The organism is Ureibacillus sp. FSL K6-8385, assembly GCF_038593155.1.
Lineage (GTDB): Bacteria > Bacillota > Bacilli > Bacillales_A > Planococcaceae > Ureibacillus > Ureibacillus terrenus.
On record NZ_CP151968.1, the window covers coordinates 352144 to 370227 of the forward strand.

The 18084-nt window shown below is 48.3% G+C and carries 17 protein-coding genes; 12 read left to right on the forward strand and 5 right to left on the reverse strand.

Translation table 11 applies throughout. The features are described from left to right. Positions 1–744: 744 nt before the first annotated feature. Positions 745–1128, reverse strand: a complete 384-nt coding sequence (locus NST62_RS01720) for a hypothetical protein (RefSeq protein WP_342463299.1) — start codon at positions 1126–1128, stop codon at positions 745–747. Between NST62_RS01720 and spoIID the strand changes: the two genes are divergently transcribed. The 7 genes from spoIID to NST62_RS01755 all read left to right on the forward strand — a co-directional run bounded on the left by spoIID (position 1103) and on the right by NST62_RS01755 (position 7686). Next, entirely contained in the window at positions 1103–1993 is an 891-nt protein-coding gene (gene spoIID / locus NST62_RS01725) for a stage II sporulation protein D (protein WP_342463272.1), read from the forward strand. The genes NST62_RS01720 and spoIID overlap by 26 nt on opposite strands. Before the next feature lie 410 nt (positions 1994–2403). Next, positions 2404–3072 carry a M23 family metallopeptidase gene (locus NST62_RS01730; protein WP_141602200.1) on the forward strand — a complete coding sequence of 223 codons (669 nt, stop codon included), beginning with the start codon at positions 2404–2406 and terminating at the stop codon, positions 3070–3072. Between the two features lie 224 nt (positions 3073–3296). After that, positions 3297–3557, forward strand: coding sequence for a sporulation transcriptional regulator SpoIIID (locus tag NST62_RS01735; RefSeq protein ID WP_141602201.1), 261 nt, complete (start codon positions 3297–3299; stop codon positions 3555–3557). A 284-nt stretch (positions 3558–3841) separates the two neighbouring features. Further along, positions 3842–4840, forward strand: a complete 999-nt coding sequence (locus NST62_RS01740; RefSeq protein WP_141602202.1) for a rod shape-determining protein — start codon at positions 3842–3844, stop codon at positions 4838–4840. 426 nt (positions 4841–5266) lie between these two features. Continuing rightward, the gene (locus tag NST62_RS01745; protein WP_141602204.1) at positions 5267–6085 is read left to right on the forward strand and encodes a flagellar hook-basal body protein; all 819 of its coding nucleotides are present in this window, start codon (positions 5267–5269) and stop codon (positions 6083–6085) included. 16 nt (positions 6086–6101) lie between these two features. After that, complete coding sequence (locus NST62_RS01750) at positions 6102–6944, forward strand: flagellar hook-basal body protein (RefSeq protein WP_141602205.1); 843 nt, start codon at positions 6102–6104, stop codon at positions 6942–6944. Positions 6945–7335: 391 nt separating this feature from the next. Then, entirely contained in the window at positions 7336–7686 is a 351-nt protein-coding gene (locus NST62_RS01755) for a DNA-directed RNA polymerase subunit beta (protein WP_246045846.1), read from the forward strand. 395 nt (positions 7687–8081) lie between these two features. On the opposite strand, the gene NST62_RS01760 is transcribed toward NST62_RS01755, so the two are convergent. After that, positions 8082–8399, reverse strand: a complete 318-nt coding sequence (locus NST62_RS01760) for a hypothetical protein (RefSeq protein ID WP_342463062.1) — start codon at positions 8397–8399, stop codon at positions 8082–8084. Next, positions 8383–8733, reverse strand: a complete 351-nt coding sequence (locus NST62_RS01765; protein ID WP_342463063.1) for a hypothetical protein — start codon at positions 8731–8733, stop codon at positions 8383–8385. Before NST62_RS01765 ends, NST62_RS01760 begins: the two co-directional genes overlap by 17 nt. A 414-nt stretch (positions 8734–9147) precedes the next feature. On the opposite strand from NST62_RS01765, the gene fabZ reads away from it, so the two are divergent. The 3 genes from fabZ to NST62_RS01780 all read left to right on the forward strand — a co-directional run bounded on the left by fabZ (position 9148) and on the right by NST62_RS01780 (position 10637). Further along, a complete protein-coding gene (gene fabZ / locus NST62_RS01770; protein ID WP_141602207.1) occupies positions 9148–9591 on the forward strand; it encodes a 3-hydroxyacyl-ACP dehydratase FabZ in 444 nt (147 codons plus the stop codon). 164 nt (positions 9592–9755) lie between these two features. Then, complete coding sequence (locus NST62_RS01775) at positions 9756–10142, forward strand: hypothetical protein (protein WP_141602208.1); 387 nt, start codon at positions 9756–9758, stop codon at positions 10140–10142. Between the two features lie 138 nt (positions 10143–10280). Next, a complete protein-coding gene (locus NST62_RS01780) occupies positions 10281–10637 on the forward strand; it encodes a hypothetical protein (protein WP_141602209.1) in 357 nt (118 codons plus the stop codon). Positions 10638–12703: 2066 nt separating this feature from the next. Here NST62_RS01780 and NST62_RS01785 read toward each other — a convergent pair. Next, the gene (locus tag NST62_RS01785; protein WP_328216187.1) at positions 12704–13120 is read right to left on the reverse strand and encodes a YwpF family protein; all 417 of its coding nucleotides are present in this window, start codon (positions 13118–13120) and stop codon (positions 12704–12706) included. A gap of 412 nt (positions 13121–13532) precedes the next feature. Between NST62_RS01785 and NST62_RS01790 the strand changes: the two genes are divergently transcribed. Beyond that, positions 13533–13922, forward strand: coding sequence for a single-stranded DNA-binding protein (locus NST62_RS01790; protein WP_141602212.1), 390 nt, complete (start codon positions 13533–13535; stop codon positions 13920–13922). A gap of 308 nt (positions 13923–14230) precedes the next feature. Continuing rightward, entirely contained in the window at positions 14231–14407 is a 177-nt protein-coding gene (locus NST62_RS01795; RefSeq protein WP_170200282.1) for a hypothetical protein, read from the forward strand. A 601-nt stretch (positions 14408–15008) separates the two neighbouring features. Here NST62_RS01795 and NST62_RS01800 read toward each other — a convergent pair. Beyond that, positions 15009–18008 (reverse strand): DEAD/DEAH box helicase, encoded by a 3000-nt coding sequence (locus NST62_RS01800; RefSeq protein WP_328216183.1) that lies wholly within the window; start codon positions 18006–18008, stop codon positions 15009–15011. Positions 18009–18084 lie beyond the last annotated feature (76 nt).

Here is an 18084-nt window from a genome sequence, read left to right on the forward strand (position 1 = left end):
GGGTCCATTTGTAGCTTGCAAGGAGAAAAAATGAATGGCGTATGCCATTCTCTTGTGCAGGTTTTATTGTTTTTTAGCCCATTCAATCTTTTGATTTTAAAATTTGTTCATCATGGTTCTCTATTAATATATGATTGTATCTCCAACCCCAATGTGATAACAGGAAATATAAGCCACAAAGCGTCTTTCTCAAAAATACATTTAAATTCAGGGATAAATACTAAATATTTATAAATAAACATAAACATAAAAAATGAACTGACCAATAAAATAGATTTGGAAACATTAATAACTTTTTTGTTTTTCATTCAAACACCTAACCCCTCTTATAAATTTGCCTTAATAATTTCCGTATAGTAGCTATATTTCAATATTTTACTATAATGCATTAGTAATGATTTCAAACGACTCACAGAAAGTGAGTTTGATTATATAACATTGGATGGCAAGAGGTTGGCATCTGTAGAAGAAGGAATTGCCAAGCTGAGAATCTATGTGTGCCCAAGTTAAGGAGTTATTTGCCCAAGGAGAAAAGTTAAGTGCCCGAGTATGAACTTTATCTGACCGAGGAGAAAAGTTAAGTGCTCGAGCAGGAGCTGTATCTGCCCAAGAAGGAATGTTAAGTGCCTGAGTAAGATCTTTATCTGCCCAAGAAGAAATATTAAATACCCAAGGTGAGAATTTATCCGCCAAGCCAAGGAATTATCCGCCCAAGAGGAAAGCCCAAGCCCCCAAGCACAACAATTATCCGCCCGAAAGGAAACCCAAGCCCCCAAGCCAACCAATTATCCGCCCGGGAGGAAACCCCAAGTACCCAAGCACAACAATTATCCGCCCGAAAGGAAACCCCAAGCCCCCAAGCCAACCAATTATCCGCCCAAGTAAAACCCCAATTTTCCCAAGCCAAGAAATCGATCTGCGCAAAAAGCCCTGCAAAAGCTCCAAATGTTTCCCCGCATGCGGGCGCCAGAGCCCCTGCCCAAAAAACTTATAGAAAAAAGATATATTTCCCTCTCTCCAATCATAAGTAATAGGTATGAAACGAATAAAAAAGGACATCAATTTAATAGCTATCGTCTCAATCACCTTATTAATCTCGGGGATGTTTTTCTTGCCGTTTTTGTTCAAAGATTCCGCCAAGACGCTGAAAGAGGCTTCGGGGCCAATCATTACGGAGGATTGCAACATCTTCATCCGGGTCAATGGCCAGGAGGATCCTATCCCGCTGGAAGAATATATCCTAGGGGTGGTGGCGGCGGAAATGCCGGCCGATTTCCATCCGGAAGCCCTCAAGGCGCAGGCCATCGCGGCAAGAACGTACGTGCTCAAAGCGACAAACAATGGCCAAACGCCGATCGAACCGACTGTCGTGCAGCAAGTTTTCTATGATGAAGACACAAGAAAAGCCAATTGGCAATCCACCTTCGAAGCGAATGAACAAAAAATCCGGGAAGCTGTAGAAAGTACGAAAGGGGAAGTGTTGAAATACAACGGAGAACTGATTACGGCCATGTTCCACTCCATGAGCAACGGCAGGACGGAAAGTTCGAAAAATTACAGCGGAACGGAAATCCCTTATCTCCAATCGGTGGTCAGCGCGGACTTTCATGCGGAGAATTATGTAATGAAAAAAACGCTGACTTTGGCAGAATGGAATAAGTTGCTGAAAGTCAACATGAACCTGGACGACATCAAAAAAATCCAGACAAAACAAAATAATACAGGGAGGGTAGACAAAGTCATCATCGGAGACAAACAATGGACAGGACGGGAATTTCGCGAATTGCTCGATTTGCGCTCGACGGATTTCACGGTTCAGGTGAAGGGCGATCAAATTGAAATCACCACGGAAGGCTACGGCCACGGTGTCGGCATGAGCCAATACGGAGCGGATGCGATGGCGAAACAGGGCAGAACCGCCCACGAAATCCTGAAACATTACTACCAAAACGTCACCATCGAAAAAATGCTGTGCCAAAAAGAAACCAAATAATCGCCGGAGATTCGCAGGACAAGAGCGGAAAACAGGCGCCGCCGCTTGTTTCGAAAGTAAAGAAGCGCTTCCTCTTTGCATGCGTTGTATATCCAAGAAATGCGTCCATCCTGCTCCGTTGCACCCATCAGACTTCAAAGATGCTTTTCCATGCCGCTCCGCTCCATGCTTCGGACAGCAAAAAACACATCCATGCAGTTCCGCCGCATGAACCGAAAACAAAAAAACCTCCATACGCTCCAAAACAAATAACGGAATCCGCGGCACACCCGCCCCCGGAACCCCCGTTCCACGCTACTACACAAATATTAAGAACCGAAAAATATTATGCAAAAAATAGTGAAAATTTCCAAAAAAATTGTTTAGAAACCCCAAAATTTGTTCATCCTTCACTTAGAGGTGATGAACAAATGAGAGAAGATCAAAACAAACAACAAAATAAACCTTCTCAACTTAAAACAAAATGGCAACAAAAACCATGGTTTTGGCCGGCAATATACGGGGGCATTGCAGCAGTACTTATTGGCTTAATAGGTATTTATTCCGTGGTGACAAACGAGGAAGAAAATCCGACGGTGGCAGAACCGACTGCGGAGGAAGACGATTCGCCGGTGATTGAAACGAATGCCCGGGAGGAAACGCTCAAATATCCGTTTGATGAAAGCCTGCTGCAAAACGCGAAAGTATTGCAGGATTTCTACGATATGAACGCGGATGCGAAGACGAGGGAAAATGCGTTGCTCGTATTCGATCAAACCTTTACAACATCTTCCGGCATTTCGATTTCAATCAACAACGAACCGTTTGAAGTACTCGCTGCAATGAGCGGTGAAGTGAAAGAAGTGAAGCTTGACGCCTTCACTGGAAACAAAATCATCATCGCGCACCCGAACGGAATGGAGACGCACTATAGCTCCGTCAAAGACATCCTTGTGAAAAAAGGCGAAAAAGTCGAGCAAGGACAACCGATTGGAACTGCGACAGAAAACGAATGGAATCCGACTGCCGGCATCCATCTCCATTTCGAAGTGTTGGAAAACGGGGAACATGTCAACCCGAGAAATTATTTAAGCTTCTAACGCAAAAAAGCGCAGCCTGAAACGGAAAAAGCCGTTTCCCAAGGCTGCGCTTTTACTTTCCTGGGAAAAAAAGTTCTGAAAAAGTTTTGACTTACATATTGTGAATAAACGTTAAATCGCTGATTGCAAACGTCATTGAAATACATGTATCAGAAAAACGGCGGAACAGATGGTTGATTATAGACAAAACTGCACTTCTTAGATCCGATAGAAAGGAAGAGAACGTGCACGAGCACATTCGGCACCGTTGTGTACGGCTGGGAAAGCTGCTTGTGGAGACGGGCGAGACGGTTCGGGTCCTTGCAAAAATGACCGGATATTCCAAGAGCACGGTGCACAAAGACTTAACGGAACGGCTGCAACTGGTAAACGAAGAACTGGCAAAAGAAGTGAGGGAAATACTGGCGTACCACAAGTCCGTTCGTCATTTGCGAGGGGGAGAGGCGACGCGCAGAAAGTGGCAGTCCCGCAAAAAAAACCAATGAAAAGGCATTTAGTTTGGCTTTGGCGCAAAGTCAGGCTGAATGCTTTTTCGTTTTGATGGAACGAGCGAATCCGCGCATGGAAGAAAGGGATTGCAGCAATTTCCAGCATCCGGTAAACGCAAATTTTTAACAAAATGTTGAAAATGCAAGAAAAACGTCAAATAAGCTGTGAATAGTAGATGTTTTTTATGACTTTCTTATGATAAAATATTACAGATAAAAAATATACATCCAAGAACGTAGTAAAAGAGTCGCAAAAAATCGGAAGGAGTAATAAGATTATCATGTTTTCAAAGGATATAGGGATCGACTTAGGAACTGCTAATGTACTAATTTATGTGAAAGGGAAGGGCATTGTACTCAATGAACCTTCCGTGGTAGCCATCGACAAGAAATCAAACAAAGTACTTGCAGTCGGCGAAGAAGCCAGAAAAATGGTAGGGCGTACGCCGGGAAACATCGTTGCCATTCGTCCACTTAAAGATGGGGTCATTGCGGATTTTGATTTGACGGAAGCGATGCTAAGACACTTTTTAAACAAACTTGACGTGAAAGGTTTCTTCTCAAAACCTCGCATTTTGATTTGCTGCCCGACAAACATCACAAGCGTCGAAAAGAAAGCGATACGGGAAGCGGCCGAAAAATCAGGCGGCAAGAAAGTTTACTTGGAGGAAGAACCGAAAGTGGCTGCCATCGGGGCAGGCATGGACATCTTCCAGCCAAGCGGAAACATGGTAGTCGACATCGGAGGCGGTACGACAGATATCGCTGTGCTGTCCATGGGAGATATTGTGACGAGCGAATCTATCAAAGTAGCGGGAGATACGTTCGACAATGATATTCTTCAATACATTAAAAAGGAATATAAACTATTAATCGGTGAACGCACGGCTGAAGCGATCAAAATCAACATTGGAACCGTTTTCCCTGGCGGCCGTGACGAATCGATGGAAATCCGAGGACGGGACATGGTAACGGGCCTCCCTCGCACCATTACCATCCGTTCGGACGAAATTGAAAAAGCCTTGCATGAATCTGTCCAATTGATTGTCCAATCCGCGAAAAACGTATTGGAAAAAACTCCGCCGGAATTATCTGCGGACATCATCGACCGTGGAGTCATTTTGACAGGCGGCGGCGCGTTGCTTCATGGCATGGACCAACTGCTCATGCAGGAATTGAAAGTGCCGGTGCTTGTTGCGGACAATCCAATGGACTGCGTGGCCATCGGAACAGGCATCATGCTTGACAACATTGACCATTCACCGGGATCAAAATTCTAAGTTTTATGAAAAATTTTGATTAAGCGGTTTCATTGGGCAAAGACTTTGAATGCCGGGCGGAAATCAGTCCCATCAAGGATGGATTTGCGGTCAGCCCGGGAGGAAAAAGATAGGCGAATCTGCCCTGGAACCTTGCAATCTATCACTAGAAAACCGGAGCCGGTCCGGCCGTCTTCCTGAAGTACGGCCGGCAATCGGCGATGATGACTGGCAGAGGGATTTTCCAATGGCTGATTCATCGGCAATGCAACCGCCGGCAGCGGATTCGGGCGCCCGGTTGCCGCCCGTCTTTGCCGGCGGTGATTTGCATTGCCGTTAAACATTATTCATCCGGAAAAGTGAAAATCGGCCTATAATCAAACGGCGGCTTTCCTCCGATATAAAAGGGAGAAGGTTCTGCAAAACCGGCTGAAAGGAGGGAAGAACGTGTTCAAAGGAATTTATACGGCAGCATCCGGCATGCTGGCGCAGCAGCGGAAAACGGAGATTCTCACCAACAACATGGCCAATGCCAACACGCCGGGATACAAAGCGGAGCAGACATCCATCCGTTCCTTCCCTGAAATGCTCATGTCTGCCATCGGTGATACGAATGTACCTGTGAAAAAAGGATTAAAACTCGGCCAGATCCGGCCGGTCGGCAACCTCTCCACCGGCATCTACCTCCAGGAAACGATGCCAAACTTCAATCAGGGGGCTGTCTACGAAACGGAGTTTAATACGGATTTTGCGCTGATTGACGGCGAACTACCGGCAGGCAGCAGCATCTTTTTCCGTCTGTCCCATCCAAATGGCGGCGAGGCCTACACAAGAAACGGGAACTTCACATTGGACGGACAAGGCTACCTGGTCACGGGCGACGGATACTACGTATTGTCGGATACGGGAGCGCGCATCCAGCTTCCAAGCGAAGACTTCCAGGTGACTGAAGACGGCTCCGTCTATGTCGGCAACCGGCGAATCGCCAGAATCGGCGTGGCTTTTGCCCAAAACGCGAACCGTCTGGTGAAGGAAGACAACGGACTCTTCCGCACGGAGAACGGCCAAGCGCTGCCGTCCGCTTATGGAAGGGCCAATGTCACATTCGGCTTGAAACAGCGCCATCTGGAAGGTTCCAATGTGGATGCCGCCCAATCGATGGCGGAACTGTTGACGGCCTACCGCGCTTTTGAAGCGAACCAAAAAGTGGTCCAGGCCTATGACCGGAGCATGGACAAAGCGGTAAACGAAATCGGCAAAGTATAGGAGAGGAGGCGGAAAGATGCTGCGGACCATGTTGACGGCGACGAATACATTGAGCCAAATCCAGCAACAGATCGACACCATCAGCAACAACATTGCCAACATCAACACGGCGGGCTACAAAGCCAAAGAAGCGCGTTTTTCCGAAATGCTGTATCAGGAATATTTCAACACGCGCAGGGATGAACAGGCGACGAGATTGACGCCGCAAGGAATCCGCTACGGGGTCGGCGCGAAAATTTCGCAGATCCAGACAAACCATGCCCAAGGCGCATTGCAGACGACAAACCGCGATTTGGATTTTGCCTTCACCAATGAACGCCAATATTTCAACATTTTGATGCCCGATGGAAACAACGGATTCAACATCGTTTATTCCCGCCAAGGAAATTTCTACGTTTCTCCGGTGGACGATGAACGGGTAATGCTCGTCAATGCGGACGGATATCCTGTCGCGGACAGCGAAGGAAACCCGATTGTCTTCAACGATGACGTGGAAAGCTTTTCGCTCGGGGAAAACGGCGTATTGACGGTGACATTCGCCAACGGCACGCGGCAATCCTTTTTGCTGGGGATTACGGAAATCCATAAACCACAGGTCATGAAGCAATTGTCCGGTTCATACATTGATCTTCCGGAAAATCTGGCGCAGCTCGGATTTAATGCGGACGATATTTTGACGAACCTGATCGGGTATGCGCGGCAAAATATCGGCCTTGAGAGCGGGAAACTCGAACTGTCCAACGTGGATTTATCGAACGAAATGGCGAACTTGATCCAAGCGCAGCGTTCTTATCAATTTAATGCACGCGCCATCACCATTTCCGACCAAATGCTGGGGCTCATCAACGGCATCCGATAATGAAAAATTAAGTAGTCTGGATGCTTCTGCAGCTGTAGCCATATCGCTCATCAACGGCATCCGTTAATGAAAAATTCCGGTGATTTATACATATATTCCGTAAAAATTGCGGCAACCCTTGCCAAGGAAACTACGTTTTATTAAAAATAGAGAGTAAAGTCGATACATAAAACAGGTTCACCGATACATAAAATCCATTAGCAGTCCCTTAGCATCCTTTGAAAAGCCGATGAAGAGGAAACATTTCAACATATGTCGAAGGATCGTCCGGAAAGGGATTGCCGGAGCAGCATGGACCGGCAAACGGGCGATGCGGCAGATCCGGCAATGAATGTTTCAGCACATGGACTCTCATACATAAAAAATACCTTGGTAAGTAGGGAGATTGGCGATGGCAAACGAATTGAAAAGCGGCATGACGCAGTTGGAAAAACAAGAGAAGGACAAGCCGATCATGAAATGGATGAAGAAGAACGACAACGGCCAGAAGGAGCCGAACGGACAGGAACCGTCCGAAACAAAGGCGAACTTGATTCAAACGTTAAAAACCTACAGCCGATACAGCACAAGAACGATTCCGATTTGGAAACGCATTGTGATTGTGCTTGCCTTGATGATCTTCGCTTCCATATTCGGGCTCATGATCGGTTATGGCGTCATCGGCGACGGCAAAGCCTTCGACGCGTTAAAATGGAGCACATATAAGCACATTTTTGATCTCATGAATGGGACGACAAAGTGAAGCAGAGAATTATACCCCACGGCCATTTGCACGTGGGGTTTTTAATTTGCAAGCGGCACGGATTCTCTCAAGATCCGGCCTTCTTTCTCGGCGACGCGGACTCTATAAGATATTTCAAAACATCAACCCGGGCACATAGAATCGTTTCTTGGGCAAATAAACCTACAGAATATGAACTTGGGCGGATATGAAATGAACTTGGGCGGATATGAAATGAACTTGGGCGGATATGAAATGAACTTGGGCAGATAGCTCTTATTCTCGGGATTATGTAAACTCATCTTGGGGAATCATGTGTCACCTTGGGCACTTGGTTCCCCTTCTTGGGCACATACGGACTTCCCTTGGGCAGATGGCTTTTCCTCTCGGGCTTTTGCAATCTCATCTTGGGCAGATCATGTGTCAACTTGGGCATTTGGCTTCACTTCTCGGGCACATATGATCTTTGCTTGGGCAGATAGCTTTTCCTCTCGGGCATTTATGATTTCACCTTGGGCAGATACAATTCTTACTTGGGCATTTAGAATATCAACTTGGGCACATAGAAAGTCAACTTGGGCAGATAGAATGTTATCTTGGGCACATAAGGATTCATCTCGGGCAGATAGAAAATCAATTTGGGCAGATAGAATGTTATCTTGGGTACATAAGGATTCATCTCGGGCAGATAGAAAATCTTCTTGGGCAGATAGAATGTTATCTCGGGCACACAAGGGTTCCTCTTGGGCAGATAAGAAAATCAATTTGGGCAGATAGAATGTTATCTTGGGCGCATAAGGATTCATCTCGGGCAGATAGAAAATCAATTTGGGCAGATAGAATGTTATCTTGGGTACATAAGGGTTCCTCTTGGGCATTTAGAATATCAACTTGGGCACATAGAAAGTCATCTTGGGCAGATACAATGTTATTTCGGGCACATAAGGATTCATCTCGGGCAGATAGAAAATCTTCTTGGGCAGATAGAATGTTATCTCGGGCACACAAGGGTTCCTCTTGGGCAGATAAGAAAATCAATTTGGGCAGATAGAATGTTATCTTGGGCACATAAGGGTTCCTCTTGGGCATTTAGAATATCAACTTGGGCACATAGAAAGTCATCTTGGGCAGATAGAATGTTATCTTGGGTACAAATGGATCCATCTCGGGCAGATAGAATATCACCTTGGGCAGATATACGCCAACTTGGGCACTAACCATCCCTTTTTGGGCACATACGAACCACACTTGGGCGGATAGCGTTTTTTTGAAAAATCCATGCTTTTTCTTTTAATCAAGGTATGTACAATTGCGGGGAATGCTCCATAAGCCCTGCCTTGCGGGAAGAAAACATGGTAGTGTATCCATCGGCGATTCGTGGTAAGATGGATATTGTCGAGTTCTTGCTTCAATGGTATACAGATGCGCGCTTCAAGTGCCATTTTTTGTTTATTTTAATTTACAAAAATGGGAGGAAATGTCATGTTAAGTGCAGAACAAATTCAAGGAATTTTACCGCATCGTTATCCGTTTTTATTGGTTGACCGCATTGTGGAAATCGAAGAAGGAAAACGGGCAGTGGGCATTAAAAACGTTTCCATCAACGAACCGTTTTTCAACGGCCATTTCCCGGGCTATCCGGTGATGCCGGGCGTATTGATTGTCGAAGCATTGGCGCAAGTGGGCGGCGTGGCTTTGTTGAACTCCGAGCAATTCAAAGGAAGACTCGCCTTTTTGACAGGCATTGACAATGCGCGCTTTAAACGCCAGGTGGTGCCGGGCGACCAATTGAAATTGGAAGTGGAATTCGTAAAATTGCGCGGCACGATGGGGAAAGGCCACGGCGTTGCCACAGTGGACGGCGAACTGGTGGCGGAAGCGGATATTTTATTCGCCATCGGACCGGAAGCGCCAAATTTGAAATAATCTTGCCTGGAATGGATGGCTGATTCATGCATAGAATGGCCGGAATGGCGCATCCTTGATGATAATGGTTGGGAAAATCCCCGGGAAACATGGATGGGCCGAATGCCTTTGCAGTGAAAAGTATGCGCATCTTTGGCTTTTTTATCCGTGGGAGGTTTTTTAATATGACAGAACAGGTATCATCCGGGGTAAAAATCAGCATCATCCGGTCCATTTCGGCGGCATTCGAACAGTATATGGCGAGCATCGGCTGGAACGAGGACAAGTATGCGGCGGAAGATTTCATAAATTATTGGCAGCAGTATTTTATGGAAAATTCGGCATGGTTTGAAAATGTGCCGCAGGAAGTATTATTAAGCCCGCAATTCCAGGAAGAAATCGCCGAAGAAATTGATGAAGCCATCGCCCAAACGCTGAACGAAAAACCGTCGAAACAACAAGTAGAAACCATCGAAGAAATGCAGAAAGCCCTCGGCACGAATTATGCGTACGGCTGCAAGGCGGAAGCCGATTATGTCGAACGCTTGCTGAGAGCGCGATTGAAGCAGTAGAAAGAATGCAGACAGATGCAAAGGTTTCCTGCATTTAGAAAAAGTGCTAATTCCGACAATGGATAGTTCCCTCTTTTTTCGCACACATTAAAAACAGTCACTTGAAGTGACGAACAGCGAAGAAAGGAGGGATTTTTTGTGAAACCGTTCATCTATGCGTTATTGTTAGGGTCCGCTTTGTTAGTGGGCTGTAATGATAACGACACCGAGGACGCAATCAACGATGTCGGCAATGACGTCAGAGAAGGCATTGAAGACGTAGGCGAAGGGGTGCGTGAAGGCGCACGGGATGTCCGTGAAGGCGTGAATGACGCGCTCGACAACGACGCCGTGGACAATGACATTAACGAAAATGACGATAGAACAAATCAGGGATTGCGCAACAACGACGTAATGCCTGATGATAAAGGGGTTACTGGTGATGAACGCGGTAACCAGGAAGATGTAATTGAAGATCGCAAAGATATTCGGGATGCAGATAGAAAAGATGAATAATACGGCGCCGGCGTGAGGCATCTGAGGGGAGCGTCGGCGTCCCTTTGGATGGAGTCCGCTGGGCGTGTATTGAAAGATGGACTGAGGCGGTTTGCGCGGGGATCGGACCGTGAAGCTCCCTGTTTTAAGGGAGTGCATGTTTTCTTAGATCGAATCGGGAAGTTCCCTGGTAGCTGCGGGGAGCGACAAACATATTCCTTGGATTGGACCATGAAACTCCCTGTTGCTCAGGGAATAGGTGTTTCCGTGGATCCAATTGAAAAGCCCCTTGGTTACTGGGGAGAGCGACAGGCATATTCCTTGGATTGGACTATGAAGCTCCCTGGTGTTTAGGGAGTGTGGTATGCATATCTCCATGGAGCGGAAGACGTGAGGCCAACCCTGGCGAGAAAGGAATGGCGCTCGTTGTAAGCGCATCAGGCCATTTCCGGATAACCGGGGAGGAAGGCACGCATCCCCGGTGTGAAAGAAGCGGTTGTCGAAAGTTTGAGGGGATGAAAATATTCATCCCTAATGTCTGAAAGATTAGTGGCAGCTTTGTCCAAAAGCATGGAAAACATCAGATATTGCACACCCCCTAAAAATCCCCCTTGCTCAGGAAAAGGAGAATTTGAGTCGGCTCAAATTCTCCTTTTTTTAGTTGTGATTAAACGATGATTTTTATCCGCCAAAAAGAAATTGAAAAAGTCGGGGAATGAGAGCTATGTGCTCAAGATGATATTCTAAATGCCCGAGATGAAACATTATGTGCCCGAGATAACATTGTATCTGCCCAAGGTGATTTTCTATGTGCCCAAGATGATATTCTAAATGCCCAAGATGGATCCTTATGTGCCCGAGATAACATTCTATCTGCCCAAGTTGACTTTTTATGTGCCCAAGATTGATGTTTATATGCCCAAGTAAGAATTGTATCCGCCCAAGTTGATTTTTCATCTGCCCAAGTTTGATGCGTATGTGCCCAAGACACTTTTCTATCCGCCCAAGTTGAAATTGTTAATGCGCGGAGTGGGCGCTATCTGCCCAAGCAAAGCCCATAAGTGCCCAAGAAGGGAACCAAGTGCCCGAGTTGAGTCATTATCTGCCCAAGACGAATTCGTAACTGCCCGAGAGGAAAAGCTATCCGCCCAAGAGAAGTCCGTATGTGTCCAAGAAGGGGAACCAAGTGCCCGAGTTGAGTCATGATCTGCCCAAGACGAATTCGTAACTGCCCGAGAGGAAAAGCCATCCGCCCAAGCAAAGCCCATAAGTGCCCAAGAAGGGAAGCCAAGTGCCCGAGTTGAGTCATGATCTGCCCAAGACGAATTCGTAACTGTAACTGCCCGAGAGGAAAAGCTATCCGCCCAAGAGAAGTCTGTATGTGTCCAAGAAGGGGAACCAAGTGCCCGAGTTGAGTCATGATCTGCCCAAGACGAATTCGTAACTGCCCGAGAGGAAAAGCCATCCGCCCAAGCAAAGCCCATAAGTGCCCAAGAAGGGGAACCAAGTGCCCGAGTTGAGTCATGATCTGCCCAAGACGAATTCGTAACTGCCCGAGAGGAAAAGCCATCCGCTCAAGCAAAGCCCATAAGTGCCCAAGAAGGGAAGCCAGGTGCCCAAGGGATGACCTCATCCACCCAAGCTGAATTTGCAAATGCCCGAAAGGAATATCCAAGCGACCAAGTGAAGGCTATAAGCGCCCGAGTGGAAACATGATCCACCCTAGCTGCATTTACAAAAGCCCAAAAGAAAACGCGATCCGCCCAAACTTTAACGTGACCCGAACAAAGTAGACTTGCATACGTACAAAGTCCCGCAATTTTATTCCCCAAAAAAATCCAATCAAATAAAAAAGCACAAACCACAATCGGGTTTGTGCCGAATCCGCGAGATATCCCGCCAAACAGCCTGTTTCAACAGCATCCTCTCAAAACGAAACATGGCTGCTCGTGCTGCAAAAGCACAAGCTTTAATGTATGAAACAATCAATATCCCATGCCGCACGGGCTTTGATGCAAGGAGTAACCAACGTCATCCCTTAAAACCATCCATAGAACTCCAGAAGCTCAGATGTATGAAGCGGTCACTCATCCCCTCAATACCGGACGCTCCCGCATGCCCTTTCTGAACTCTGCCAGCAATTCTTCCTTCGTCAAGTTTTTCTCGAGGAGGGATTGCAGCAATTGCTCCGCGTATTTCAGCCGCACCGTCCGCAAATGGCCCTTCAACAATATCGAAACCCGTCCATTTATTTCTTCCATCCCCAGCACTTTCACCGAAAAAGGGGCCGGCTCGTTGTCCGGGGAGGAAATGATGACTTGCACATCAAAGGACTCCTGCGAATCCCAATATGGCTGGAAAGGGATTGAATATTGCTTATCCGTAAACAATTCCAAAATCCAAGTTTTCTCCTGATTCTCCTGATTGATGGTAATGCCGTCGATCAACGGGATTTCCGTGCCGTCATGTTCAAATTGAAAGGAAATCATTTTGAACGTTTTCATTCATTTCCCTCCATTCGGCATACAAAGATTAGGCATATCGCCCGCCGGGAATGAAAACTCCATATCCGGATGGACAGTGTTTGATCCAAATCCGATGCGTATTTGCACAAAGCGCCGTTTTCTGCATTTCCACCATATTTTTCTAAAAAATAAACGATGTTTCTCTTCTACTACATCAGTATAACATAGCAGACAAATTTGAAATAAATAAAAAATTTGCCAAATTTTATTTTTGGACATTGTCGAAAAAGAAGGATTAATAAAAGGATGATCAGGGATTCGGCGATTTATGCGAATATGCGTTCGTTGTGAAAAAATAAATTTTCTATGGAAAAATAAAGGGATTCTTTAATTTTCCAATTTTGTCAAATTAGGAGAGTGCCGATATGATGGAGATGAAGGAGGTGAATGGATGAACCATGTCGGACTAGTCGGGCGATTAACGAAGGATCCGGTTCTTCGGGAGATTGGAGAAAAACGGGTGGCCGCGAATTTCATCGTGGCGGTTAATCGCAATTACCGCAACAGCCAGGGCGATGTGGACGCCGATTTCGTTTCCTGCACCGCGTGGGGGAAACTGGCGGAGCTCATCGTCCAGTATTGCGGCAAAGGTTCGCTGATCGGAATCAACGGCCGATTGCAATCACGCTCCTATGTAAACAAGGAAAATATCAGGGTGTTTACGACGGAAGTAATCGCCGATGATGTCCGATTTTATTCGCTGAAACCGCCAAATCAGCAGGCGGGAACGGAGAAGGAGTTTGTTCTGCCTGAATCGGAAGAAGGATTGCCGGTGACGTGAATCGTTATTGGGCAATCGGCGCTGCAAAATGTTGTGCCAGGGTTTCAAATTGCGGAGTTGAAGTTATGGAGGATTCAAGTTTTGGTTGACAGTTGATCAGGTCTTTGCTTGAAGAGGATTCCGAGGGATAGAACAGTTCATGGCAAGAATCAAATGGGTCTTGAGGATTGCTGATTCAGGGTTTGGCTTGGAATGGTCTGGTTGTATGAGGAATATGAAATGAGGCGATTTTTCTTAAAACGAGGTTGGCAAAGGATTCCGGGATAAACAGGTGGTTGTGTTAGCAAAAGAAGGTTGATTGAAGGGAAATGTCCAAGCTTTTGAAGGAATCGAAGGTTGGACATCCGTTGGAAGCAAAGTGGACAATGCGGAAATTGAAGGGAAATCATAAGCTTTGGAATGGTCTGGTTGATGAAGAAGCGAAGGAATGGGGAATGACCAAAAAAGGGAAAAAAGGAGGTGGGAAGGGCACTGCCGGTTTGTGACCGCCCGGCAGTGAGAAAAACGCAATCGTTCCGCTCATGAATTGAATATGGAAGGCTGAAATTGAATAAGGAAAGAAGAGGCTGCATGCAAAATGCAAGACGACAAATGAGGCTGCACACGAATAACGAGGAAACCGGGACTTAAAATCGTCAAGAAGTTTGTCACATTACTTCCTCCTTATGTTGGCGAAAAGGGCAGGATTGAAAGCGATCCTTTCAATCCTGCCCTTGCATTTTGGAGAGGGGAGGGTGCCTGGACGGTGCGGGAGATTCGGAAGGGATGGAATGCAAGATTCTATGGAAGACCCGGTCATCTGGGGGAGTTGGACATCCAGAGCGCCATGCTCCATGGGATATATGAGGCTCCCAAGGGATATCGGGCACCATGAAAGTACCCGCCCCTGGAACATGCCAGAATCCAACCAGGGCTGCCGGAAGTACCCGTCCCTGGAACATGCCAGAAACCAACCGAGGCTGCCGGAAGTATCCGCCCCTGGAACATGCCAGAAACCAACCGGGGCTGCCAGGAAGTACCCCCCTGGAACATGCCAGAAACCAACCGGGGCTGCCGGAAAATACCCGCACATCCCGGCGCCTTCCTCTACTTCAACAGCTCCAACAGCTGCTCCGTATCCAGCTCCGTGAGCCAGTTGCTCGCCTGGATCAATTCCTCCGACAGCGCGGACTTCATTTCCAGCATGTCGTCCACTTTCTCTTCAATCGTCCCGATGGTAATAAACTTATGCACCTGCACAAACCGCTTCTGGCCGATCCGGTACGCCCGGTCCGTCGCCTGGTTTTCCACCGCCGGGTTCCACCAGCGGTCCGCATGCAGCACGTGGCTTGCGGCCGTCAAATTCAGTCCGGTGCCGCCCGCCTTCAGCGACAGCAAAAACACCGGAAACTCCCCGGCCTGGAACGCTTCCACCAGCGCATCCCGCTGCTCCTTCCGCATGCTGCCCGTCAAAAACGGCACGTCCCAGCCGTACAGTTCGAAAAAGCAATGCTGCAGCAACTGGCCCATCCCGATATACTGGGTAAAAATCAGGCACTGCTCGCCGCCGTCCACGATTTCCTTCGTCAGTTCCACAATCCGCTTCAACTTCACCGAACGTTCGAGCATCCCCGGCGCGTCCCCGAAAGGCTCCTTCAAATACAGCGCCGGATGATTGCACAGCTGCTTCAACTTCGACAGCATCTGCAAAATCCGCCCCTTGCGCTCAAACGGAGGCAGCTTCTCCAAATCCTTCAAACTTTCCTGGATATACCCTTCGTACAGCGCGGCCTGCTCCTCCGTCAACGGGCAGAACTCCTTCGTCTCCTGCTTATCCGGCAAATTCAGCTGCAAATCCGGATCCGTCTTTGTCCGCCGCAGCAAAAACGGACGGATTTTCGCCCGCAATCGCTCCTTGTGCCGTTCCGAACCATCCCGCTCAATCGGCACAATAAACTCTTCCTGGAACTTCTTGAAACTGCCCAAATAGCCCCGGTGGATAAAATCGAAAATCGCCCACAGCTCCGCCAAGCGGTTTTCGATCGGCGTCCCCGTCAACGCGATATGGTGGTCCCCATGCAGGCGGCGGATCGCCTTCGACTGCTGCGTCTGCATGTTTTTGATATTCTGCGCTTCATCCAGCGTCACAACCGCCCATGCCACATCCTCCAGAAACGCCACATCCTGCGCGATCGTGCCGTACGTCGACAACACCACATGGGGCGCTTCCTCTTCCAAAAACTGATGGAAGGCATCCCCCTTCAAGCGGCCGGAACCGTAGTGGGTATACACTTTCAGTCCCGGGGCGAAACGCTCCAATTCCTTCTGCCAATTCCCCAGAACGGAAGTCGGGCACACCACGAGCGTCGGCTTTTTCTCCCGCCGCGCCTCATACACATGCAGCACGTAGCCGATCAGCTGCACCGTTTTTCCGAGCCCCATATCATCGGCCAAAATGGCGCCGAACCGCTGAGACCGCATAAACACGAGCCAATCAAATCCCTGCTTCTGATAAGGCCGCAGCGTCGCGTTCAAGGACTCCGGCACTTTCACCGGAGGAAGCCCCCGCTTTTCGAGCAGCTGATGCACATAAGTTTTTAATGAACGCTGCATTTCGAAGGCAAAAAGCGGGTCGTCCCGGTCGTCTTCTTCATCCAATTCCTGTTCCATCAGCTCTTCCGGCACTTCCCGGAACACCAATTCCTTCACGGTCCAGTTTTCCCTTTCCGCTTTGTCCATCAGTTCGCGCACTTTCGCCATCCAATCGTTGTCGAGGCGGAACCATTCATTCCCGATGCGGATAAATTCCCGCTTCTCCTCGACGATTTTCCGGAAGGCTTCGGGGCTGATCCGCTCGCCGCCGATGGACAGCTCCCACCGGAAGGACAAAATATCATCCAGCCCGGCGACGGATTTGTACGAAGCGCTCCGGGCACTGACGCGGACGCGCATCTTCGCTTTCTTCAAATCTTTCAGCCAGCCCGGCAGAATCACTTCAAACCTGAGCGCGGCCGCTTTGGCGAAACGGTCGCGGAGAAGGGTGCGCACCTCGGCATCGGTCAAGGACACATGCAAAAAGGCTTCATCGGAGAAAACGTCCAATCCCAAAAGCTGCAGCATCTGCTTTTGCTGCCGGGCAATTTCATCGGCATATTCCTTCCATTTGTCGGGAAGCGCCTCCCGGATCGGATGGTGCCGCTTCCGGACGGCCGGCGTCCAATGTTTGGCGGAATGGGAGGATAAAATCACCGTCTCGAGCACCCATTCGCCGGAAGCTTCTTCCGGTTCGTTCAGGCGGAGGGCCACTTTCAACGGACCGATGGAGCGATCCGGCTCAAGCGGCCAGCCGCCTTCTTGGAAGAACGGCAGGAGGGAAGGCGCGTCGGAAACCTCCAGGCCGCACGTTTCAAATTTTTGTTGAATGGCAGTTGTTAGCAATTCTTCCGCGCGGGAGAGGGAGGCCGTTTCCAGATGAACGTTCAAAGAAGGGCGCGGCTCCTCCTTGGCCCAATCCGTTTGGGCTGCTGGAACAGGGAAGCCATCCAGGCGCAAGTCCAAAGCATCCCCAAGTCCATCCTCGGTCAACTGCGCATCGTCCTCCAGAGCGGGGAGGGCATCCGCCTGGGCGTCCAAAGCCTCGCCTAATTCAACTTTGGCCGACTCCGTATCGCCCGCTTGAGCAGGGGAGGCGTCCAATGTCACCTTCAAAGAAGCCCCCAGCTCATCCCCGGCCACTTTCACATGATTCCACAAAGCAGGGGAGCTCCACAACGGCGCCACGGCCTTCGCGCACTCGAGCAAGGCCTCATCCTCTTTCGTCGCCCCTTCAAACTGCGCAAACGGATGACGATACTTCGGCGACAAACATTCCACCAGCTCCGCCGCCGTCACCACGAGGGCATCCCCGTCGACAACCGCATGCAGTCCGTAAAAATTCGGCTCATAGCGGAAAAAGAAAACCGACTTGAACGTCTCCCCGGAAACCCTTCTTCCATTTTCGGAAGCCCGGAGCCGATACACCCCCGTCTTCAGCTGTTCTATTGACAATTGATATACCGTCGCAAAAGGAGAAGTATTCAAATCCTTCTTCACTTGCACCTGTTTCATAGAAATAAAATTCCTTTCTAGCAGTCATTCGTAAAATTCCTGATTGGCATGGACAGCTACGCTTGTGCGAATACGA